The organism is Paucibacter sp. M5-1 (assembly GCF_027498415.2).
Classification (GTDB): Bacteria; Pseudomonadota; Gammaproteobacteria; order Burkholderiales; family Burkholderiaceae_C; genus Roseateles_E.
Genome location: NZ_JAPZLM020000001.1, coordinates 744679 through 764834, shown reverse-complemented (window position 1 = coordinate 764834; position 20156 = coordinate 744679). Strand labels below are relative to the sequence as shown.

The 20156-nt window shown below is 67.6% G+C and carries 19 protein-coding genes; 11 read left to right on the top strand and 8 right to left on the bottom strand.

Annotated elements, in window-relative coordinates; translation table 11 throughout:
- The first annotated feature begins 4 nt into the window (after positions 1-4).
- From O5M90_RS03495 to O5M90_RS03465, 7 genes are all read left to right on the top strand, one after another.
- Positions 5-1486, top strand: a complete 1482-nt coding sequence (locus O5M90_RS03495; protein WP_137943522.1) for an NADH-quinone oxidoreductase subunit M — start codon at positions 5-7, stop codon at positions 1484-1486.
- Positions 1487-1502: 16 nt separating this feature from the next.
- Positions 1503-2984, top strand: a complete 1482-nt coding sequence (gene nuoN / locus O5M90_RS03490; protein WP_269841425.1) for an NADH-quinone oxidoreductase subunit NuoN — start codon at positions 1503-1505, stop codon at positions 2982-2984.
- A gap of 13 nt (positions 2985-2997) precedes the next feature.
- Positions 2998-3306: a DUF2818 family protein gene (locus O5M90_RS03485; RefSeq protein ID WP_137943520.1), complete on the top strand. Its 309-nt coding sequence runs from the start codon at positions 2998-3000 to the stop codon at positions 3304-3306.
- Positions 3296-3889: an NUDIX domain-containing protein gene (locus O5M90_RS03480; RefSeq protein ID WP_269841426.1), complete on the top strand. Its 594-nt coding sequence runs from the start codon at positions 3296-3298 to the stop codon at positions 3887-3889. Before O5M90_RS03485 ends, O5M90_RS03480 begins: the two co-directional genes overlap by 11 nt.
- A 24-nt stretch (positions 3890-3913) precedes the next feature.
- Positions 3914-4354 carry a DUF1178 family protein gene (locus O5M90_RS03475; RefSeq protein ID WP_269841427.1) on the top strand — a complete coding sequence of 147 codons (441 nt, stop codon included), beginning with the start codon at positions 3914-3916 and terminating at the stop codon, positions 4352-4354.
- A gap of 213 nt (positions 4355-4567) precedes the next feature.
- Complete coding sequence (locus O5M90_RS03470; protein ID WP_269841428.1) at positions 4568-5683, top strand: efflux RND transporter periplasmic adaptor subunit; 1116 nt, start codon at positions 4568-4570, stop codon at positions 5681-5683.
- Between the two features lies 1 nt (position 5684).
- A complete protein-coding gene (locus O5M90_RS03465) occupies positions 5685-8903 on the top strand; it encodes an efflux RND transporter permease subunit (protein ID WP_440401813.1) in 3219 nt (1072 codons plus the stop codon).
- Positions 8904-8916: 13 nt separating this feature from the next.
- Here the strand turns inward: O5M90_RS03465 and O5M90_RS03460 are convergent, their stop codons facing one another.
- Together O5M90_RS03460 and O5M90_RS03455 are read right to left on the bottom strand one after the other, a co-directional pair.
- Positions 8917-10317, bottom strand: coding sequence for an FAD-binding oxidoreductase (locus O5M90_RS03460; RefSeq protein WP_269841429.1), 1401 nt, complete (start codon positions 10315-10317; stop codon positions 8917-8919).
- Positions 10314-10727: a DUF2069 domain-containing protein gene (locus tag O5M90_RS03455; RefSeq protein WP_137943514.1), complete on the bottom strand. Its 414-nt coding sequence runs from the start codon at positions 10725-10727 to the stop codon at positions 10314-10316. The genes O5M90_RS03460 and O5M90_RS03455 overlap by 4 nt, the downstream gene beginning before the upstream one ends.
- Positions 10728-10746: 19 nt before the next feature.
- Here O5M90_RS03455 and O5M90_RS03450 point away from each other — a divergent pair, with 19 nt between their 5' ends.
- Complete coding sequence (locus O5M90_RS03450; protein ID WP_137943513.1) at positions 10747-11994, top strand: YihY family inner membrane protein; 1248 nt, start codon at positions 10747-10749, stop codon at positions 11992-11994.
- On the opposite strand, the gene O5M90_RS03445 is transcribed toward O5M90_RS03450, so the two are convergent.
- The gene (locus O5M90_RS03445; protein ID WP_269841430.1) at positions 11971-12549 is read right to left on the bottom strand and encodes a helix-turn-helix domain-containing protein; all 579 of its coding nucleotides are present in this window, start codon (positions 12547-12549) and stop codon (positions 11971-11973) included. The two genes, O5M90_RS03450 and O5M90_RS03445, sit on opposite strands and share 24 nt — an antisense overlap.
- A 95-nt stretch (positions 12550-12644) precedes the next feature.
- Here O5M90_RS03445 and kbl point away from each other — a divergent pair, with 95 nt between their 5' ends.
- Entirely contained in the window at positions 12645-13850 is a 1206-nt protein-coding gene (gene kbl, locus O5M90_RS03440) for a glycine C-acetyltransferase (RefSeq protein ID WP_269841431.1), read from the top strand.
- 12 nt (positions 13851-13862) lie between these two features.
- Complete coding sequence (locus O5M90_RS03435; RefSeq protein WP_269841432.1) at positions 13863-14810, top strand: NAD-dependent epimerase/dehydratase family protein; 948 nt, start codon at positions 13863-13865, stop codon at positions 14808-14810.
- Here O5M90_RS03435 and O5M90_RS03430 read toward each other — a convergent pair whose 3' ends face one another.
- Genes O5M90_RS03430 through O5M90_RS03420 form a run of 3 tightly spaced genes read right to left on the bottom strand, consistent with a single transcriptional unit; the run spans position 14811 to position 17249 of the window.
- The gene (locus O5M90_RS03430; protein WP_269841433.1) at positions 14811-15131 is read right to left on the bottom strand and encodes an Mpo1-like protein; all 321 of its coding nucleotides are present in this window, start codon (positions 15129-15131) and stop codon (positions 14811-14813) included.
- Between the two features lie 13 nt (positions 15132-15144).
- A complete protein-coding gene (locus O5M90_RS03425; RefSeq protein WP_269841434.1) occupies positions 15145-15945 on the bottom strand; it encodes an alpha/beta fold hydrolase in 801 nt (266 codons plus the stop codon).
- Complete coding sequence (locus O5M90_RS03420; RefSeq protein WP_269841435.1) at positions 15942-17249, bottom strand: O-acetylhomoserine aminocarboxypropyltransferase; 1308 nt, start codon at positions 17247-17249, stop codon at positions 15942-15944. The genes O5M90_RS03425 and O5M90_RS03420 overlap by 4 nt, the downstream gene beginning before the upstream one ends.
- Positions 17250-17344: 95 nt before the next feature.
- On the opposite strand from O5M90_RS03420, the gene O5M90_RS03415 reads away from it, so the two are divergent.
- Positions 17345-17815, top strand: a complete 471-nt coding sequence (locus O5M90_RS03415; protein ID WP_137943506.1) for a CBS domain-containing protein — start codon at positions 17345-17347, stop codon at positions 17813-17815.
- A gap of 47 nt (positions 17816-17862) precedes the next feature.
- Here O5M90_RS03415 and selD read toward each other — a convergent pair whose 3' ends face one another.
- Positions 17863-18921, bottom strand: coding sequence for a selenide, water dikinase SelD (gene selD / locus O5M90_RS03410; RefSeq protein ID WP_269841436.1), 1059 nt, complete (start codon positions 18919-18921; stop codon positions 17863-17865).
- A 40-nt stretch (positions 18922-18961) separates the two neighbouring features.
- A complete protein-coding gene (locus O5M90_RS03405; RefSeq protein WP_269841437.1) occupies positions 18962-20116 on the bottom strand; it encodes a sigma-54-dependent Fis family transcriptional regulator in 1155 nt (384 codons plus the stop codon).
- Positions 20117-20156 lie beyond the last annotated feature (40 nt).

Genomic DNA, 20156 nt, shown 5'->3' with positions numbered 1-20156 from the left:
AATAATGGGATTGTTGAGTCTTGCCATCTGGTTGCCCATCTTCAGCGGCCTAGCGCTGCTGGCCCTGGGCCGTGACAACCAGGCCAATAGCGCCCGCTGGATGGCGCTGATCGCCGCACTGGCGAGCTTCGCGGTGACCGTGCCGCTGATCACCGGCTTCGATACCTCGACCGCCGCGATGCAGTTCAGCGAGAAGCTGGCCTGGATCGAACGCTTCAATGTGATGTACCACCTGGGTGTCGACGGCCTCTCGATGTGGTTCGTGCCGCTGACGGCCTTCATCACGGTGATCGTCGTGATCGCCGCCTGGGAGGTGATCGAGGAGCGCGTCAACCAATACATGGGCGCCTTCCTGATCCTGTCGGGCCTGATGGTCGGCGTGTTCTCGGCACTGGACGGCCTGCTGTTCTATGTGTTCTTCGAGGCAACGCTGATCCCGATGTACATCATCATCGGCGTCTGGGGCGGCGCCAACCGCGTCTACGCGGCCTTCAAGTTCTTCCTCTACACGCTGGCCGGTTCGCTGCTGATGCTGATCGCGCTGCTGTATCTGTACTTCCAGTCCGGCGGTTCCTTCGACATCCAGACCTGGCACAAGCTGCCGCTGCCGATGACGGCACAGACGCTGCTGTTCTTCGCCTTCCTGGCGGCCTTCGCGGTCAAGGTGCCGATGTGGCCGGTGCATACCTGGCTGCCCGATGCCCACGTCGAGGCGCCCACCGGCGGCTCGGTGGTGCTGGCCGCCATCATGCTGAAGCTCGGTGCCTACGGCTTCCTGCGCTTCTCGATGCCCATCGCGCCCGATGCGGCCCACCACTGGTCCTGGGTCATCATCGCGATGTCGCTGATCGCGGTGGTCTACATCGGCCTGGTGGCCCTGGTGCAGAAGGACATGAAGAAGCTGGTGGCCTATTCCTCGATTGCCCACATGGGCTTCGTGACGCTGGGCTTCTTCATCTTCAACGAGCTGGGCGTGGCCGGCGGCCTGGTGCAGATGATCTCGCACGGCTTTGTCTCCGGCGCGATGTTCCTGTGCATCGGCGTGCTCTACGACCGCGTGCATTCGCGTGAGATCGCGGCCTATGGTGGCGTGGTCAACACCATGCCCAAGTTCGCCGCCTTCGCGCTGTTCTTCGCGATGGCCAATTGCGGCCTGCCCGCCACTGCCGGTTTCGTCGGCGAGTGGATGGTGATCATCGGCACGGTGCAGTACGACTTCTGGCTCGGCGCGATCGCCGCCACCGCGCTGATCTTCGGCGCCGCCTACACGCTGTGGATGTACAAGCGCGTCTACTTCGGCCCGATGACCAATGACAATGTGCGCGCGCTGACCGACATCAATGCGCGTGAATTCCTGATGCTGGCCGTGCTGGCCCTGGCCACGCTGTTCATGGGCCTCTACCCCAAACCCTTCACCGACGTGATGCAGGTTTCGGTGACCGAGCTGCTCAAGCATGTGGCCACCAGCAAGCTGGGCGGAGTCTGAGATGGGCCAAGCAACAATGACGACTATGAACTGGCTCGCGGTTTATCCCGAAATCATCCTGCTGGCCATGGCCTGCGTCGTGGCCATGGTGGACCTGTGGGTCACCGACCCGGCACGCCGCCCGACCTACTGGCTGACCCAGCTGACCCTGGTGGTCGTCGGCGCCATGCATCTGAATGCCTTCAATGGCGGCGTCACCGAATCGGCGATGCAGGGGATGGTGGTGTCCGACCCGATGGGCCATCTGCTGGGCTTCTTCGCCTGCATCGCGACCTTCGTGACCCTGGTCTATGCGCGCCCCTATGCGGCCGAGCGCGAGATCCTGAAGGGCGAGCTGTTCACGCTGAGCCTGTTCTCCCTGCTGGGCATCATGGTGATGCTGCAGGCCCACAACTTCCTGGTGCTCTATCTCGGCCTGGAACTGATGAGCCTGTCGCTGTATGCGCTGGTGGCGCTGCGCCGTGACCACGCGGTCTCGACCGAAGCGGCGATGAAGTACTTTGTGCTGGGCGCGCTGGCCAGCGGCTTCCTGCTCTACGGCCTGTCGATGATGTATGGCGCCACCGGCTCGCTGCACATCCCGCAGGTGTTCGATGTGATCGCCACCGGCGCCCCGAACAAGTCGGTGCTGGTGTTCGGCGTGGTCTTCGTGGTGGCCGGTCTTGCCTTCAAGCTGGGTGCAGCCCCCTTCCATATGTGGGTGCCCGACGTCTACCAGGGCGCGCCGACGGCGGTGACCCTGCTGATTGGCGCCGCACCCAAGCTGGCGGCATTCGCGATCACGATCCGCCTGCTGGTGGAGGGCATGCTGGGCCTGGCCTTCGATTGGCAGCAGATGCTGATCGTGCTGGCCGTGGTGTCGTTGCTGATCGGCAATCTGGCGGCCATTGCGCAGAGCAATCTCAAGCGCATGCTGGCCTACTCGACGATTGCGCAGATGGGCTTCATGCTGCTGGCCATGGCCTCGGGCGTGATCGGCGACAACCATGCCGGCATGGCCAATGCCTACAGCTCGGCGCTGTTCTACTCGGTCACCTATGTGCTGACGACGCTGGGCACCTTCGGCATGATCCTGCTGCTGTCGCGCCAGGGCCATGAGGCCGAGGAGATCAAGGACCTGGCCGGCCTGGCCAAGCGCAGCCCCTGGTTCGCGCTGGTGATGACCATCTTCATGTTCTCGCTGGCCGGCATCCCGCCGACTGCGGGCTTCTATGCCAAGCTGGCCGTGCTGCAAGCCATGGTCACCACCGGTTCCCAGCTCTATCTGGCGCTGGCGGTGTTTGCCGTCGTGCTGTCGCTGGTGGGCGCTTATTACTACCTGCGCGTCATCAAGGTGATGTTCTTCGACGAGCCCACCGACCGCTCGCCGCTGAGCGCGCCGGCCGATGTGCGCGCGGTGATGTCGCTCAATGGCGCCGCCGTGCTGGTGTTCGGTCTGCTGCCCGGCGGCCTGATGGCCATGTGCGGCACCGCCATCGTCAAGCTGCTGGCTCCCTGACGCGCCGCGCTGAATGGATCAGTCCGCTGCCGTCTGGCTGGTGTTGCTTGTCGCGGTGATCGCGGCCAATGCGCCGTACTTCAGCAGCCGCGTGCTGCTGCTGGGGCCCAAGCGCGCCGCCAAGCCCTTTGGCTGGCGCGCGCTGGAGCTCTTGCTGCTGGCCCTGCTGACCCTGGCCCTGGGATTCGCGCTGGAGTCCTACCAGGGCCAGCGCCAGCCGCAGGGCTGGGAGTTCTATGCGGCCGCGCTGTGCCTGTTCATCACGCTGGGTTTCCCCGGCTTTGTCTGGTGCTATCTGCGGCGGGGTCGACATGGCGGCTGAGGACAAGCACAAGGACGAGGCGCTGCGCGAGCTGCAGCTCGATTCGACCCAGGTCTACCGCGGCCATTTTCTCGATGTGCGCCGAGACCGCATCCGCCTGCCGGACGGCGCCGAGGCCGCCCGCGAGTACATCGTCCATCCCGGTGCGGTGATGGTCGTGCCCCTGCTCGATGACGGCCGGCTGCTGATGGAGCGTCAGTACCGCTACCCGATGGGCCGGGTGATGCTGGAGTTTCCGGCCGGCAAGCTCGATGCCGGCGAGGCGCCGCTGCGCTGCGCCCGGCGCGAGCTGCTGGAGGAAACCGGCTACAGCGCGCGCGAATGGGCCCATGCCGGCGTGCTGCACAACGCGATCGCCTATTCCGACGAGGGCATCGAGATCTTCTTCGCGCGCGGTCTGACGGCCGGCGAGCGCCGCCTCGACGAGGGCGAGTTCCTCGATCTGGTCACCCACACGCCGGCCGAGCTCGACGCGCTGGCCGCCAGCGGCGCGATGACCGATGCCAAGACCCTGATCGGCCTGCTGTGGCTGCAGCGCTGGCAGGCCGGTGCATGGGTATTGGACTGGCAGCCGGCAGCCTGACGCCGGCCTGCCTATCATCGCGGCATGCTTGTCTTGAATCTGTCATGCAATCGGGAGCACCGCTTCGAAGGCTGGTTCGGCTCGGCCGATGATTTCGAAGCGCAGCTGGGGCGCGGCCTGGTCGGCTGCCCGGTCTGCGCGTCCACCGAGGTGCAGCGCCTGCCCAGCGCGCCGCGCCTGAACGTCTCGCATCTGCGCGGGCCGGCCGCCGAGCCCAAGCCCACGCCGCCGGCCGATCCGCAGCAGCAGGTCCAGCAGGCCGCTCTGCAGGCCGTCCGGCAACTGCTGGCCCGTACCGAGGATGTCGGCGAGCGCTTCGCCGAAGAGGCCCGGCGCATCCATTACGGCGAAGTCGAGCAGCGCGGCATCCGCGGCCGCGCCAGCCGCGAGGAAGCGGTGGCCCTGGCCGACGAGGGCATCGCGGTGCTGGCCGTGCCCGAGGCGCTCAAGGGCACGCTGCAGTAGCACGCGGCTCGGCGGCCAGGATCGCCGCCTGTCCGCTGTTTTCGCTGTTCAGCGGTGCAAAGCTTGCGTTTGTCGCAGCGGGCTGGGCCGGCCGCGTTCCGCGTGGCAAGATTCCCGGCTGTTGCGCTTCATGGGAGGCGCTCGCAAAACAATACCGGAGCCCTCTAGATGATGCGCCATCGCCTGCCAGCCCTTGTCCTCGTCAGCTCTTTGATGCTTCTGCTGGGCGCCTGCGGCAAGCCCGGCGCCGACGGCGCGGGCACCGCCCAGGCGGCCAAGGCACCGGCCGCCGCCAAGCCGCTGCTGCTGTCCACCGAGGACCTGCAGTCCATGGGCTTGTCGACCTATGCCAGCGGCCCGGTGATCACCGGCTCGGTCCAGCCGGAGAAGCGCGCCGACCTGCGCGCCGAGGTGCAGGCCATGGTGCTGCAGGTGTTCAAGGAAAACGGCGAGAAGGTGCGGCGCGGCGATCTGCTGGTGCGGCTGGACGACAGCGCGATCCGCGAGACCCTGTCCTCGGCCGAGCAGGCGGCGCGTGCCGCCGCGCAGAGCTTCGAGCAGGCCGAGCGCCAGTTCCAGCGCATGAAGACCCTGCAGGCCCAGGGCATGAGTTCGATGCAGGCGATGGAAGACGCCGAGATCCGCCGCAACAACGCGCAAAGCGAGCTGGTGGAAGCCAAGGCGCGTGCCGCCACTGCCCGCCAGCAGCTGCAGCGCACCGAGGCCCGCGCGCCGTTTGACGGCATCGTCTCCGACCGCAAGGTCTCGGCCGGCGATACCGCCCAGGTCGGCAAGGAGCTGGTCAAGGTGATAGACCCGAGCAGCATGCGTTTCGAAGGCCTGGTCTCGGCCGACCGCATGAGCGAGCTGAAGGTGGGGCAGACGGTCTTCTTCAAGGTCAACGGCTATACCCAGTCCGATTTCGAGGGCAAGGTGCGGCGCATCGCGGCGGCCGCCAACCCGACCACGCGCCAGGTCGAGGTGCTGGTCGATTTCGCCGGCGAGCAGCAGCCCGGCGTGGCCGGCCTCTACGCCGAGGGCCGGGTGCAGAGCCAGAGCACCAGCGCACTGATGCTGGCCGATGGTGCGATCCAGCGCGAGGGCGACCAGGCCTATGTCTGGCGCGTGCAGGACGGCAAGCTGAACCGCGTGGCCGTCAAGCTGGGCGAGCGCGACGAGCGCCAGGGCCTCTACCAGGTCAGTGTCGGCCTCAAGCCGGGCGACCAGGTGCTGCGCCATCCGAACAATGCCCTGAGCGAAGGTCGTGCGGTGGAGCTTGCCAAGCCGGCCGCCGCCGCCGCATCGGCCTCCGCGAGCCGGGGAGGTTGAGATGTTTCTCTCCAACTTCAGCGTCAAGAAGCCGGTCGCGACCATCGTCATCATCATCAGCTTGATGGCCCTGGGGCTGCTGGCGCTCAACAAGCTGCGCGTCAACCAGATTCCCGATGTCGAGGAGCCGGTGCTGGTGGTCAGCATCAACTATCCGGGCGCCTCGCCCGAGACGGCCGAGCGCGAGATCGTCAACCGCATCGAGAAGTCGCTGCAGAGCATCGCCGGTGTCAAGGAGGTGCGTGCCACCGCCAATGAGGGCAGCGCCCAGATGGTGCTGATCTTCAACTTCGACAAGAACATGATCGAGGCGGCCGACGAGGTGCGCAACGCCATCGGCGCGGTGCGGCACAAGCTGCCGCTGGAAATGCGCGAGCCGGTGCTGCAGCGCTTCGACCCTTCGTCCCAGCCCATCATGCAGCTGGCGCTGTCGTCCAACAGCCAGAGCCATGCCGAGATCTCGCGCCTGGCCGAGGATGATCTGGCCGACAAGTTCCGCGCCATCAACGGCGTGGCCACGGTCAATGTCAACGGCGCGCTGAGCCGCGAGCTGTCGGTGCTGCTGCATGCGCAGAAGCTGCGCGAGTTCAACGTCTCGGTCACCGAGGTGGTCAACGCGCTGCGCAGCCAGAACACCACCGCGCCGGTCGGCAAGGTGCGCGGCAGCATGCAGGATCAGAGCATCCGGCTGCTGGGGCGCATCGAGTCGCCGGCCGAGTTCGAGCAGATCGTCGTCAAGCGCCAGGGCGAGCAACTGGTGCGTCTGGGCCAGGTGGCCAGCATCCGCGACGGCTTTGCCGAGCGCCAGAGCATCAGCGTGCGCAACGGCCACCCGAATGTGGGCCTGTCGGTGACGCGCTCCCGCGATGCCTCGACCGTGGCGGTGGCCAACGAGATCCGCAAGCTGGTCGCGGCGACGGCCAAGACCCTGCCAGCCGGCACCACGCTGGAGGTCACGCAGGACGGTGGCGAGGACGCCGAGAACAGCCTCAACAATGTGATCCATGCGCTGGTGTTCGGTGCCGGCCTGACGATTCTGGTCGTCTACGTGTTCCTGAATTCCTGGCGCTCGACGCTGATCACCGCCTTGTCGCTGCCGACCTCGGTGGTGGCCGCCTTCATCGCGGTCTGGCTGTGCGGCTTCACGCTGAACTTCATGAGCCTGCTGGGCCTGTCGCTGGCGATCGGCGTGCTGATCGATGACGCCATCGTGGTGCGCGAGAACATCGTGCGCCATATGGAGCGTGGCGCCGACCGGCGCAGCGCGGCGCTCAACGGCACGGCCGAGATCGGCCTGGCCGTGGCGGCCACCACCTTCTCCATCGTCGCGGTCTTCGTGCCGGTGGCCTTCATGCCCGGCGTCTCGGGCGAGTGGTTCCGCCCCTTCGGTCTGACCGTCGTCGCCTCGGTGCTGGTCAGCCTGTTCATCTCCTTCACGCTGGACCCGATGCTGTCGGCCTACTGGGGCGACCCCCCGGGCCATCATGAGGCACCGAAGAAGGGCTTGTCGCTCTATCTGCAGCGCTTCAATGAATGGTTCGACCGCCAGGCCGACCGCTATGGCCAGGTGATCGCCTGGGCCCTGCATCACCGGCGCTGGATGGCCGCGTTCGCGGTGCTGAGCTTTGTGCTGGCGATCGCGCTGCAGGCCAAGTTCGGCGGCTCCAGCTTCCTGCCGGCGTCGGATGCCGGCACCATCGCCGTCGAGGTGCGCACCCCGGCCAGCTCCAGCCTCGAGTACTCGAAGCTGAAGATGGAGGCCGCCGCCAAGCTGGCACGCGAGATTCCCGAGACCAAGGCCACCAACAGCCAGGTCAATGTCAGCGGTGGCCGCATCTATGTGGACCTGGGCAAGAGCACCGAACGCAAGCGCTCGGCCGCCGAGATTGCCACGGACCTGCGCGAGCGTGTCTCCCGCCTGGTCGGTGCCGAGTACGTGGTGCTGGACGATCTGAACAATGGCGCGCAAAAGCCTGTGCAGATCCGTTTCTCCGGCGAGGACTCGCGCAAGCTGCTAGCGATCACCAACGACTACATGGCCAAGCTGCGCCAGGTGCCCGGTGCGGTGGATGTGGGCCTGTCCGAGCAGGACCCGCAGGACGAGTTGCAGATCGAGCTCAACCGCGGCCTGGCCAACTCGCTGGGCATCTCGGTCGGCGATGCCGCCAATGCCTTGCGCGTGGCCTTTGCCGGCGTCGAGGTCGGTGACTGGGTCGACCCCAGCGGCGAGACCCGCGATGTGGCAGTGCGCCTGGCACCGGAGGACCGGGTCGACGCCAGCAATATCGAGCGCCTGCCGATCACCGTGGCCGGCAGCGGCATGATGGTGCCGCTGGAGCAGATCGCCACCGTGACCATGGGCAAGGGCCCGTCCAAGATCCAGCATGCGGACGGCAAGCGCATGATCGCGGTCTCGGCCAATGCCCAGGGCCGCTCGGCCGGCGAGGTGACGGCCGATGCGGTCAAGCTGGCCAAGTCCATCCAGTTCCCGCCCGGCTATGGCATCGAGCTGGCCGGCGCCTCGGCCGACCAGGAAGAGGTCTTCGGCGCGATGGCCGTGGCCCTGGCCTCGGGCATAGGCCTGATGTATCTGATTCTGGTGATGCAGTTCGGCTCCTTCACCGCGCCGCTGGGCGTGATGCTGTCGCAGCCGCTGTCGCTGATCGGTGTCGTCGTCGCCTTGCTGCTGACCGGCGGCACGCTGAACCTGATGAGCTTCATTGGCATCATCATGCTGGCCGGCCTGGTGGCGAAGAATGCGATCCTGCTGCTGGACGCCGCACGCCAGGAGGAGGCCAAGGGCGTGCCCCGCGAGGAAGCGCTGATGCATGCCGGCCGCATGCGTTTCAGACCCATCCTGATGACCACCTTTGCCCTGGTGGCCGGCATGCTGCCGGTGGCCATCGGCGTGGGCGAGGGCGGCGAGTTCTATCGGCCGATGGCGGTGGCCATCATCGGCGGCACCATCACCTCGACCTTTCTGACCCTGCTGATGGTGCCGAGCTTCTACGACAGCATCGAGATCGCCAAGGATCGGATGATCGCCAAGTTCGGCCGCCGCGAGGCGCGCTGGAACACCGCCGTGGCCTTCACGCTGACCTTTGTCGAGGCCATCCTGACCCTGCTGATGCTGCGCTTCATCTTCCGCATGGTGATGAAGCTGGTCGACCGGCTGCGCGGCCGCCGCCCTGCGGTCACGCAGCCTCAGGGAGCCGACTGAGGACGGCTGGGGCCTACAGCACGCGGCCCGGATTCATCAGGCCCTGGGGATCCAGGGCCTTTTTTATTGCCCGCATCAGACCCAGCGCGACCGGGCTCTTGCGCTCGGCCAGTTCCTCACGCTTGAGCTGGCCGATGCCGTGCTCTGCCGAGATCGAGCCGCCCTGGGCCAGCACCGCGTCATAGACGATGTGGTTGATCGCCGCCTCATGCTCGCGCAGGAAGTCGGCGGCGGCCACGCCCTCGGGGGCCTGCACGTTGTAATGCAGATTGCCGTCGCCCAGATGGCCGAAGTCCACCATGCGCACGCCGGGGAAGGCGGCCGCCAGCGCCGCATCGGTGGCGGCCACGAAGGCGGGGATGCGAGACACCGGCAGCGCGATATCGTGCTTGATATTCAGGCCTTCCTCGACCTGGGCCAGGGGGATCGATTCGCGCAGATGCCAGAGCCCGTGCGACTGCTCCAGGCTCTCGGCCACCGCTGCGTCGCTGATGAGTTCGGACTCCAGCGCCTGTTCTAAGAGGCCCTCGAACATCGTGCGGGCATGGGCCTCGCTCTCGGTGTCGGACAGCTCCAGCAGCACGGTCCAGGGGCTGGGCGGCAGCGGCTGGCGCAGCTGCGGGAAATGCTTGCGCACCAGGTCCAGCGAGAACTGGTTCATCAGCTCGAAGCCGGTCAGGCCCGGGCCGAGCCGCGCCTGGGCCAGACCTAGCAGCGCCACGGCCGCCTCCAGCGTGTCGCAGGCGGCCAGCGCCGTCATGCGCGCGGCCGGCCGGGGGTAGAGCTTCAGGGTCGCGGCGGTGATCACGCCCAAGGTGCCTTCGCTGCCGATGAAGAGATCGCGCAGGTCGTAGCCGGTGTTGTCCTTGCGCAGGCCCGACAGGCCTTCCCAGACCTCGCCGGCTGAGGTCACGACCTCCAGGCCCAGGCACAGATCGCGCGCATTGCCATAGCGCAGCACCTGGGTGCCACCGGCATTGCTGGCCAGATTGCCGCCAATCGTGCAGCTGCCCTCGGCGGCCAGGCTCAGCGGGAACAGTAAGCCGGCGCCGGCCGCCGCCTCCTGCACTGTCTGCAGCACGCAGCCGGCCTCCACCGTCATCGTCAGATTGGCCGCATCGATGGTGCGCACCTTGTTGAGCCGGGCCAGGCTCAGCAGCACTTGCGTGCCGCTGGCGTCGGGCGTCGAGCCGCCGACCAGGCCGGTATTGCCGCCCTGCGGCACCAGGCTGACGCCGTGGGTGGCGCACAGGCGCACGACGGCGGCCACCTCGGCCGTGTTGCCGGGTCGGACCACGGCCAACGCGCGGCCGGGAAAGCGGCGGCGCCAATCCATCTCGTAGGCCGACATATCGCCCTCGACCAGGACCTGGGAGGCGCCCAGGGCCTCCCGCAATTCGTTCAGCAGATTCATGGTGTGGCAGCCTGCTTGGCCGCGTTCAGACGTTGACGGACATGCATCGCGCAGGCGACGAAGATCAGGCTGGAGAGCAGCAACTCGGCCCAGGCCAGCGGCACCGAGGGGCCGACGTCGCTGGTGGCGCGCACCGCGCCCTCGGCGAAATAGAGCCAGACCATCAGGCTCAGCCAGCGGAAGGTGTAGAGCCGGTAGCGCCACAGGCCGACGAAGGGAATCAGCAGCGGCAAGGCCTTGACGGCCAGTGTGCCGCGGCCGGTCGGTGCCAGCCACAGCTCCCAGGCCAGGCACAGCAGGAAGAGCGCGGCCAGCGCGCCCAGGGCCAGATTGCGGGACAGCGCTTCCTGGGCCGTGGCCTGGGTGCGCGAGGAGGTTTTGATCGGTGGTTTGTCGGAGCGGGAGGACATGGCTGGCATCATAGCCAGCATGACGACAAGAACCCCTGCCGCCGTGCCGTCCGAGGACAGCGCCGCCGGCTTTCTGAACACGCTGATGAGCTGGCCCTGGCTGGCCACGCTGCAGACCCTGCGCCTGCGGTTTGCCGAGGCGCGGCTGGGCCAGACGGCCGGCAGCCTGACCTTCACGACGCTGATCTCGCTGGTACCGCTGCTGACGGTGATGCTGGCGCTGTTCACCGCCTTTCCGATCTTCGCCAGCTTCCAGCGCTCGCTGGAAACCTATTTCCTGCAAAGCCTGATTCCGCCCAATATCGCCAAGCCGGTGCTGGCCGCGCTGACCCAGTTCGCCGCCAAGGCCAATCGCCTGGGCCTGGTAGGCCTGGTCGTTCTGGGTGCCACCGCGCTGGCGCTGATGTTCACGATAGACCGCACGCTCAACACCATCTGGCGCGTCAAGCGGCCGCGGCCGATGATGCAGCGCATGCTGGTCTACTGGGCCGCGCTGACCCTGGGGCCGCTGCTGCTGGGCGCCAGCCTGACGCTGACCGGCTATGCGATCACCGCCGGCAAGGGCCTGGTGGGCGGCATGCCGGGCGGGCTGGCGGCGCTGCTCAACGGCGTCGAGCTGGTGGTGCTGAGCCTGGCCGTTGCCGGGCTGTTCCGCTATGTGCCCAATACCGAGGTGCGCTGGCGCCACGCGCTGGCCGGCGGCATTTTTGTCGCGCTGGCCTTCGACCTGACCAAGAGCCTGCTGGCCTGGTATGTCAAGCAGGTGCCGACCTACTCGACGCTGTACGGTGCCTTCGCCACCGTGCCCATCTTCCTGATCTGGATGTATTTGGGCTGGGTCGTGATGCTGCTGGGCGCTCTGCTGGCCGCCAATATTCCGGCGCTGGGCGGGCGCATGCTGCACCGGCCCGAGGTGCCGGGCCTGCAGCTGGAGCTGGCGCTGGAGGCCTTGCGCGAGCTGTGGCGGGCGCGCCAGGCCGGCGAGCCGGGCATTGCCGCCCAGGAGCTGGCGCGGCGCCTGCGCATCGATCCGCTGCAGCTGGAGCCGGCGCTGGAGGCCTTGCTGGGCTTGGACTGGCTGGGCCGGCTGGAGGAGGAGGGCGCGCCGCGCCTGGTGTTGCTGCGCACGCCCGAAGAGACGCCCGCCGCGCCGCTGCTGCAAGCCCTGCTGGCCGGTGCCGGCGGCAGCCTGGCGCCGCTGTGGGCGCGTGGCGACTGGGCCGATTGCACGCTGGCCGAGTTGCTAGGGGTGCAGCACCACCAGTAGGGCGGTGGCCGGCTGGCTGCCGCGATTGCGTATCGCGTGCGGGCCGTCGACGGCATAGCGCGCCGTCTCGCCGGCCTTCAGCGCCTGGCTGATCGCGCCGGCGCTGACTTCCAGCTCGCCGCCCAGCACCGACAGATGCTCGCGCGAGCCCGGCTCGTGGGCGGCCGATTCGAGCGCGCCGCCGGGCTGCACCGTCAATTCATACCACTCGAACTGGCCGGCCAGATCGATAGGCCCGAGGATGCGCAGCACGCACAGGCCGTCCGGACTGGCCAGGCTGGGCGTCGCATGCGAGGCCACGGTCTCGATCGCCGGCGCGGCCGGTTTTTCGCCGCTGAGCAGCTCGGACAGCTCCACCCGCAAGGCGTTCGCCAGACGCCACACCACAGCCACGGTCGGGTTCGCCTGGTTGCGTTCGATCTGTGACAGCATGGACTTCGAGACCCCGGCGCGGCGCGACAACTCGTCCAGCGACAGGCCCTGCGCCTGGCGCAGCGACTGCAGGGTGGCGCCGACGCGGGGCGGCTCCAAAGACTCGGACAGGTTGGCGGACATGGCTTGACCTTGAAAAGCTAATCTCAGATACTGCACAACAATTCGATATATCGAACTGTGTTCTGTTTAGTGGATTGTGCACCAGGAGAGCTTTGATGAGCACACGCGACGATTTCTATGCCCATCTGCGGGCCGAGCTGGCCGGCATCCGCGAGGCCGGGCTCTACAAGAGCGAGCGCATCATCACGACGCCGCAGGGCGCGGTGGTGCAGACCGCCGATGGCCGCGAGGTGATCAATCTCTGCGCCAACAACTATCTGGGCCTGTCCTCGCATCCGGCCGTCATCGAGGCCGCGCATGAGGCGCTGCGAACCCACGGCTACGGCCTGTCCTCGGTGCGTTTCATCTGCGGCACGCAGGACATCCACAAGACCCTCGAAGCCCGGCTGGCCAAGTTCCTCGGCACCGAGGACACCATCCTCTACGCGGCCGCCTTCGATGCCAACGGTGGCCTGTTCGAGCCGCTGCTGGGCGAGCAGGACGCCATCATCAGCGACGAGCTGAACCACGCCTCCATCATCGACGGCATCCGCCTGTGCAAGGCCAGGCGCTATCGCTACAAGCACAACGATATGGCCGATCTGGAGGCCAAGCTCGAAGAGGCCAAGGCGGCCGGCGCGCGCTTCACGCTGGTGTTCACAGACGGCGTGTTCTCGATGGACGGCACCATCGCCCAGCTCGACAAGATCCGCGCGATCACCGACCGTTTCGGCGCGCTGCTGGGCATCGACGAATGCCATGCCAGCGGCTTTCTCGGCAAGACCGGCCGCGGCACGCATGAGTACCGCAATGTCTTCGGCCAGGTCGACATCATCACCGGCACGCTGGGCAAGGCCCTGGGCGGCGCCTCGGGCGGTTTCACGACCGGCCGCAAGGAGGTGATCGAACTCTTGCGCCAGCGCTCGCGCCCCTATCTGTTCTCCAACACCGTGGCGCCGTCCATCGTCGGCGCCTCGCTGGCGGTGCTGGACCTGCTGGAGGGCTCGACCGCGCTGCGCGACAAGCTGGAGGCCAATACCGCCTACTTCCGCGAGGCGATCCAGGCGGCCGGCTTCGAGATCAAGCCGGGCAGCCACCCCATCGTGCCCATCATGGTCCACGACGCGGTGCTGGCGCAACAACTCAGCGCCCGCATCCTGGAGCTGGGCATCTACGCGGTGGGCTTCTTCTTCCCGGTCGTGCCCAAGGGCCAGGCCCGCATCCGCGTGCAGATCTCGGCCGTGCACGAGCGCGAGCATCTGGAAAAAGCGGTGGCCGCCTTCACCCAGGCCGGCAAAGAACTCGGCCTGATCAAGACCTGACCCTCTGACATCATGACTACCAAGATTCTGATCATCGGCGCCAACGGCCAGATCGGCACCGAGCTGGCCCAGGAACTGGCGCTGCGCCATGGCAATGCCGCCGTCATCACCAGCGATCTGGCGCCCGAGGGCCGGGTGCCGGCGCTGACCCACGAGATGCTGGACGTCACCGACGCCGCCGCGCTGGCGGCCGTGGTCAAGCGCCATGGCGTGAGCCAGATCTATCACCTGGCCGCCGCGCTGTCGGCCACCGGCGAGCAGCACCCGATGTGGGCCTGGGACCTGAATATGAAGGGCCTGCTGAATGTGCTGGAGCTGGCGCGGGTGCAGAAACTCGACAAGATCTTCTGGCCCAGCTCGATCGCCGCCTTCGGCCCGAACACGCCGGCCCTGGACACGCCGCAGACTTGCGTGATGGACCCGACCACGATTTACGGCATCTCCAAGCTGGCCGGCGAGCGCTGGTGCGCCTGGTACCACGCCAAGCACGGCGTCGATGTGCGCAGCCTGCGCTATCCGGGTCTGATCAGCTGGAAGACCCCGCCCGGCGGCGGCACCACCGACTATGCGATCGACATCTTCCACGCCGCGCTGAAGACCGGCCGCTACAGCTGCTTCCTCGAAGAGGCCCAGGCCTTGCCGATGATGTATATGCCCGATGCGCTGCGCGCCACCATCGAGCTGATGGAGGCGCCGGCCGAGCAGATCAAGCAGCGTGGCAGCTACAACCTGGCCGGCGTCAGCTTCACGCCGCGCGAGATCGCCGCCGAGATCCGCAAGCACATCCCCGGCTTCGAGATCAGCTATGCGCCGGACTTCCGCCAGGCGATTGCCGCCAGCTGGCCGCAGCGCATCGACGACAGCGCGGCGCGGGCCGACTGGGGCTGGCAGCTCGATTACGAGCTGAGCCAGATGGCGCAGGACATGCTGAGCAATCTGCGGCCGCTGCTGGCCGCCTGATCAGAACTTGATGCGCCCGGTCCAGATGTCCTTGTACATCACCCAGTCGCCCATCAAGCTGTAGAGCGGGCGCTTGAACGAGGCCGGGCGGTTTTTCTCGAAACCGAAGTGACCGAGCCAGGCAAAGCCATAGCCGCACAGCAGCGCGAGCAGCACAAAGCGCCACTGGCCGGTGTAGAGCGCGGCGGTCAGGCACAGCAGGCTGAGCGTCGAGCCGAAGAAGTGCAGACGCCGGCAGGTCCGGTTGCTGTGTTCGCCCAGATAGAAGGGGTAGAACTCAGCGAAGCTGTGCATGTTCTTGACCGCATCGGTGCTGCTCATGGCCTGGGCTCCTTCACTTCAGCAATTGACGCAAGGCATTCAAGACCTGATCGGGCGCCTCCGCCATCAGTGAATGCCCGGCCGGCACGCTCAGCACCCGCGCCTTCAGGGCTTGCGCCAGGCCCTGGGTCTGCTTGGGCGAGGTCATCTGGTCGCGTTCGCCCAGCAGCAGGCCGGCCGGGCAGCTCACCCGTGCCGCCGCCTCCAGGCCACCGGCATAGCGGTCGCAGACGCCGAAGTCATGCGCGAACAGATTGACCTCCGTCTGCCGGCCCTGTATCCGCCGCTTCAGCGCGATCTCGCCGCCCTGCAGCCAGGCGCCGGGGCCGGGGTAGGAGGGCTTGGCCGCCAGGCCGGCGAAGGAGAAGCTGTTGACCATCTGGATGGCTTTCAGCGGGGCCTCGCGGGCCGTCGTCAGCAAAAGCTCGGAGACCTTCATCGGATAAGCGGTCGCCACCATCACCAGATGGCTGGCGCGTTCGGGCTGGCGCGCGGCCGCCTCCAGCGCGATCAGCGAGCCCATGCTGTGGCCGACCAGCGCGGCCCGCTGCACGCCGGCGGCATCGAGCAGATCCCCGATCCAGTCGGCCATCGCCTCGACATCGGGCAGCGCCGGCCCGGCGCTGCGCCCGTGGCCGGGCAGGTCCACCGCCAGCACGCTGTGGCCGTGGTGCGCGAACCAGCGCGCCAGCAGGGTCCAGACGCTGTGGTCGTTCAGCGCGCCGTGGATGAAGACGATGCAGGGCAGGGCGGGGTCGAAGGGCTTGCCGCCGGTGTAGGCATAGGCCTCGTGGGTGTTGACAAGGAGCTTCATGCTTTGCTGGCGGCCTTGAGCGCGCGCTTGAGGTCGTCGATCAGGTCGTCGGCATCTTCCAGGCCTATGGACAGCCGTATCGTGCCGGGCGTGATGCCGGCCTGGGCCAGCGCCGCATCGTCCATGCGGAAATGGGTGGTCGAGGCCGGGTGAATGACCAGCGAGCGGCAGTCGCCGACATTGGCCAGATGGGAGAAGATCTTCAGCGCCTCGATGAAGCGCTTGCCCTGCTCGCGGCTGCCCTTCAGATCGAAGCTGAACACCGAGCCGCAGCCGCGCGGCAAAAGCTTCTGTGCCAACTCATGGTCGGGGTGGCTGCTCAGGCCCGGGTAGCCGACCCGCGCCACCAGCTCATGGCCGGCCAGGAACTCGGCCACCCGCTGCGCGTTCTGCACATGGCGCTGCATGCGCAAGGACAGGGTCTCGATGCCTTGCAGGATCAGCCAGGCGGTGTGCGGGCTCATGCAGGCGCCGAAGTCGCGCAGGCCCTCGCGGCGCGCGCGCAGCAGAAAGGCACCGACCGTGCTTTCCTCGGCGAACACCATGCCGTGGAAACCGGCATAGGGCTCGCACAGCTCAGGGAAGCGGCCATGTTTGGCATGCGCGGCGTCCCAGTCGAAATTGCCGCCGTCGACCAGCACGCCGCCGACCACCGTGCCGTGGCCCGACAGGAATTTGGTGGCCGAGTGGTAGACCAGATCGGCACCATGCTCGAAGGGCTTGAGCAGATAGGGGGTGGTCAGCGTCGAGTCGACCAAGAGCGGCAGACCGGCCTCGTGGGCGATGGCCGCGACGGTCGGAATGTCCAGCACATCCATGCCGGGGTTGCCCAGGGTCTCGCCGAACAGCAGCTTGGTGTTCGGCCGGATCGCGGCGCGCCAGGCGTCGATATCGCCGGGTTTGACGAAGCTGGTTTCAATGCCGAAGCGTGCCAGCGTGTAGAGCAGCAGATTGTGCGAGCCGCCGTAGAGCGCGGCGGAGGCGACGATGTGCGAGCCCGCGCCGGCCAAGGTCGCGATAGCCAGATGCAGGGCCGCCTGGCCGCTGGCGGTGGCGATCGCGCCGACCCCGCCTTCGAGTGCCGCGACCCGCTCCTCGAACACGGCCGTGGTCGGGTTCGAGATGCGCGAGTAGACATGGCCGGCGCGCTCCATATTGAACAGCGCCGCCGCGTGTTCGGAGTTCTCGAACACGAAGGAGGTGCTCAGATGCAGCGGCGTCACGCGTGCGCCGGTGCTCGGGTCGGGCGCGGCGCCGGCGTGTAGCGCCAGGGTGTCAAAGCCGGGGTCTGAGTAGCCGGACATGGTGTCTCCGAGATGTGTGATGCGCGGATTGTGTGCTATGTTGGGGACCAGTTTTAGCAGCTGTCGGGTGAGGCCCGGCACAAGAGGAGGCAGCCATGAAAGTCGTCGACATACTCCGCGTCAAGGGCGGCACCCTGTTCACCATCACGCCCGACCAGCCGATGGCCCAGGCCGTCACGACAATGGCCGAGATGGATGTCGGCTCGCTGGTCGTGATGGAGCATGGCGATCTGGTCGGCATGCTGACCTTTCGCGAGGTGATTTCCGCCATCGTCAAGAACGGCGGCAGCGTCGGCAACTCGCTGGTGCGCAGCGTGATGGACGACCATCCGCTGACCTGCACGCCCGAGACCGAGATCGACGAGGTGCGCCGCATGATGCTGGGCCGCCATGCCCGCTATATGCCGGTGCTCAACGGCCGCACGCTGATGGGCGTGATCTCGTTCTACGACGTGGCCAAGGCGGTGGTCGATGGCCAGGACTTCGAGAACCGCATGCTGAAGGCCTATATCCGCGACTGGCCGGTCGAGGAAAACCCGGAAAGCGCCGGCGAATCCAAGTTCTGAGCCGGCACGGTGATGGCAACGAAGCGGCCTGCGGGCCGCTTTGTCATTCAGGCCCGGACGCTCAGCCCCGGCGTGCCGGCCTCGACCCGGCCGACCACGGCCGCATGGCCGAAGCCATGGGCGGCAAAGCGCGCCAGCACGGCGTCCAGCGCCTCGGGCGCGCAGGACACGAGCAGCCCGCCGCTGGTCTGCGGATCGCTCAGCAGGGCCCGGTCCTCGGCCGCAAAGCCCGAGGGCAGCTCGATCTGGGCGCCATAGCTGTCCCAGTTGCGGCCCGAAGCCCCGGTGACGAAGCCCTGGGCGGCCAGCGCCCGCGCGCCGTCGATCAAGGGCACCGCCGGCCAGTCGATCACGACCCGGGCCTGGGCGCCGCGGGCCAGTTCCAGGCCATGGCCGGCCAGGCCGAAGCCGGTCACGTCGGTCATCGCGTGGACGCCGTCAAGCGCCGCCAGGTCGGGGCCGGGGGTGTTGAGCTGGGTCGTGAACGCGATCATCTGCGCATAGCCGGCGGCGTCGAGTCCTTCCTTCTTCAGCGCCGCCGACAGCACGCCCACGCCCAGCGGCTTGCCCAGCACCAGCAGATCACCGGCGCGGGCGTCGGCATTGCGCTTGATGCGCTTCGGGTGGACCAGGCCCAGCGCGACCAGGCCATAGATCGGCTCGACCGAATCGATGGTGTGGCCGCCGGCGATCGGGATGCCGGCCGCCGTGCAGACCGCCTGGCCGCCGGCCAGGATGCGGCCTATGGTCTCGCTGGACAGCACCTTGATCGGCATGCCCACCAGGGCCAGCGCCAAGATCGGCCGGCCGCCCATTGCATAGACATCGCTGATCGCATTGGTGGCGGCGATGCGGCCGAAGTCGAAGGGGTCGTCGACGATGGGCATGAAGAAATCGGTGGTCGCCACCAGGGCCTGCTCCTCATTGAGCTGGTAGACGGCGGCGTCATCGGCGGTCTCTATGCCCACCAGCAGCTGCGGCGGCACGATGGCGCTGGCGCCGCTGTTCTTCAGGATCTCGGACAGCAGGCCCGGCGCGATCTTGCAGCCGCAGCCGCCTCCGTGCGAGAGGCTGCTGAGGCGGGGCTGGGAGGGGGTGTCGCTCATGGCGGGACTGTGCAGTGGGGGCGGCCGCCATGATACGAGTTCAGCTCATCTCCTTGAGCTTGCGGTACAGGGTGCTGCGGCCTATGCCCAGCTGGCGGGCTGCCTCGGAGAGATTGCCGCCGGCGGCCTGCACGGCGGCGGCGATGGCCTGCATCTCGGTCTGGCGCAGATTGTGGCCGGCCTGCACGGGCAGCGGCGCCGGGGCCGTAGACAGCGGCAGCGGCGCGCTGTCCAGCAGCCCGAGCTCCTCCCTGGTTTCGCGGCGCTGCTGGCCCAGCTCGACCTGGGCCAGGCTCAGCTTGGCGTACAGCGCTTCGCCGCCGCGCGCCAAGGGCAGGCGCAGCTCGGCCTGCTGCCGGGCCTGTTGGGACAGCTGACCCAGGCTGCAGCCGAACAGGCTGGCCAGGTTCTCGCGCCGCAGCGCCATCGCGCCCAGACCCAGCAGCTCCAGCGCGCGCCGGTTCGCGCCCAGCACCCGGCCGTCCTCGTCCAGCGCCAGCTGGCCCTCGTGCAAGGTGCCCAGGCCCATCGCACTGGCGTGGAAATGCAGCCGGGTGCTGTGGCGGAAGCGATCGGCAAACCACTGGCCCTCGATCAGCCGGGCCGACATGCTGGCCAGGGCCAGCGTGTGCGGATGGTAGGAGCGGCGCTCGCCCGAGACATCGATGACGCCCAGCAGCGCCCCCTTGTGGTCGAAGATCGGCGCGGCCGAGCAGGTCAGGAACTGCATCGCGCGCAGGAAATGCTCCTGGCCGTGGACCAGGGTCGCGCCCTCGGTCATCAGCGCCGTGCCGACCGCATTGGTGCCCTTGTCGGCCTCGGCCCAGAGGGCGCCAGGCGCCAGCGCCACCTGGTTGGCGCGCTCCAGAAAGCCCGGGTCGCCCAGCGCATGCAGCACACAGCCGCTGGCATCGGTCAGCAACACCATGCTTTGCGCATGCATCAGCTGCTCGTACAGCATGTCCATCACCGGCAGGGCCTGGGCGCACAGCCGCGCATTGCGCTGCTGCAACTCCTGCAGGCCGGCGGGGGCGATGCGCTTCAGATCGGGAGCGCTGTCCTGGCTCAGGCCGAAGGCCAGGCAGCGCTCGTGCGAGCTGGCGATGGCCTGTGAATGGCGGGCATCGACCAGCATGCGTGGATGGCTGGCGAAGGCGGGGCTCGCGAGGCTGGGGCTGAGCGGCGGCTGGGCCATGACGGGACTCCGGACCTGGGGTGGCCCAATATGAATCACT

Bases quoted from the DNA above. Each gene is read 5' to 3' on its own strand.
- O5M90_RS03405 (WP_269841437.1), bottom strand. From the start codon at position 20,116: ATGGCCCAGCCGCCGCTCAGCCCCAGCCTCGCGAGCCCCGCCTTCGCC.
- O5M90_RS03485 (WP_137943520.1), top strand. From the start codon at position 2,998: ATGGATCAGTCCGCTGCCGTCTGGCTGGTGTTGCTTGTCGCGGTGATC.
- O5M90_RS03425 (WP_269841434.1), bottom strand. From the start codon at position 15,945: ATGAAGCTCCTTGTCAACACCCACGAGGCCTATGCCTACACCGGCGGC.
- O5M90_RS03475 (WP_269841427.1), top strand. From the start codon at position 3,914: ATGCTTGTCTTGAATCTGTCATGCAATCGGGAGCACCGCTTCGAAGGC.
- selD (WP_269841436.1), bottom strand. From the start codon at position 18,921: ATGAGCGACACCCCCTCCCAGCCCCGCCTCAGCAGCCTCTCGCACGGA.
- O5M90_RS03445 (WP_269841430.1), bottom strand. From the start codon at position 12,549: ATGTCCGCCAACCTGTCCGAGTCTTTGGAGCCGCCCCGCGTCGGCGCC.
- kbl (WP_269841431.1), top strand. From the start codon at position 12,645: ATGAGCACACGCGACGATTTCTATGCCCATCTGCGGGCCGAGCTGGCC.
- nuoN (WP_269841425.1), top strand. From the start codon at position 1,503: ATGACGACTATGAACTGGCTCGCGGTTTATCCCGAAATCATCCTGCTG.
- O5M90_RS03470 (WP_269841428.1), top strand. From the start codon at position 4,568: ATGCTTCTGCTGGGCGCCTGCGGCAAGCCCGGCGCCGACGGCGCGGGC.
- O5M90_RS03450 (WP_137943513.1), top strand. From the start codon at position 10,747: ATGACGACAAGAACCCCTGCCGCCGTGCCGTCCGAGGACAGCGCCGCC.
- O5M90_RS03460 (WP_269841429.1), bottom strand. From the start codon at position 10,317: ATGAATCTGCTGAACGAATTGCGGGAGGCCCTGGGCGCCTCCCAGGTC.
- O5M90_RS03465 (WP_440401813.1), top strand. From the start codon at position 5,685: ATGTTTCTCTCCAACTTCAGCGTCAAGAAGCCGGTCGCGACCATCGTC.
- O5M90_RS03420 (WP_269841435.1), bottom strand. From the start codon at position 17,249: ATGTCCGGCTACTCAGACCCCGGCTTTGACACCCTGGCGCTACACGCC.
- O5M90_RS03435 (WP_269841432.1), top strand. From the start codon at position 13,863: ATGACTACCAAGATTCTGATCATCGGCGCCAACGGCCAGATCGGCACC.
- O5M90_RS03430 (WP_269841433.1), bottom strand. From the start codon at position 15,131: ATGAGCAGCACCGATGCGGTCAAGAACATGCACAGCTTCGCTGAGTTC.
- O5M90_RS03455 (WP_137943514.1), bottom strand. From the start codon at position 10,727: ATGTCCTCCCGCTCCGACAAACCACCGATCAAAACCTCCTCGCGCACC.
- O5M90_RS03415 (WP_137943506.1), top strand. From the start codon at position 17,345: ATGAAAGTCGTCGACATACTCCGCGTCAAGGGCGGCACCCTGTTCACC.
- O5M90_RS03480 (WP_269841426.1), top strand. From the start codon at position 3,296: ATGGCGGCTGAGGACAAGCACAAGGACGAGGCGCTGCGCGAGCTGCAG.
- O5M90_RS03495 (WP_137943522.1), top strand. From the start codon at position 5: ATGGGATTGTTGAGTCTTGCCATCTGGTTGCCCATCTTCAGCGGCCTA.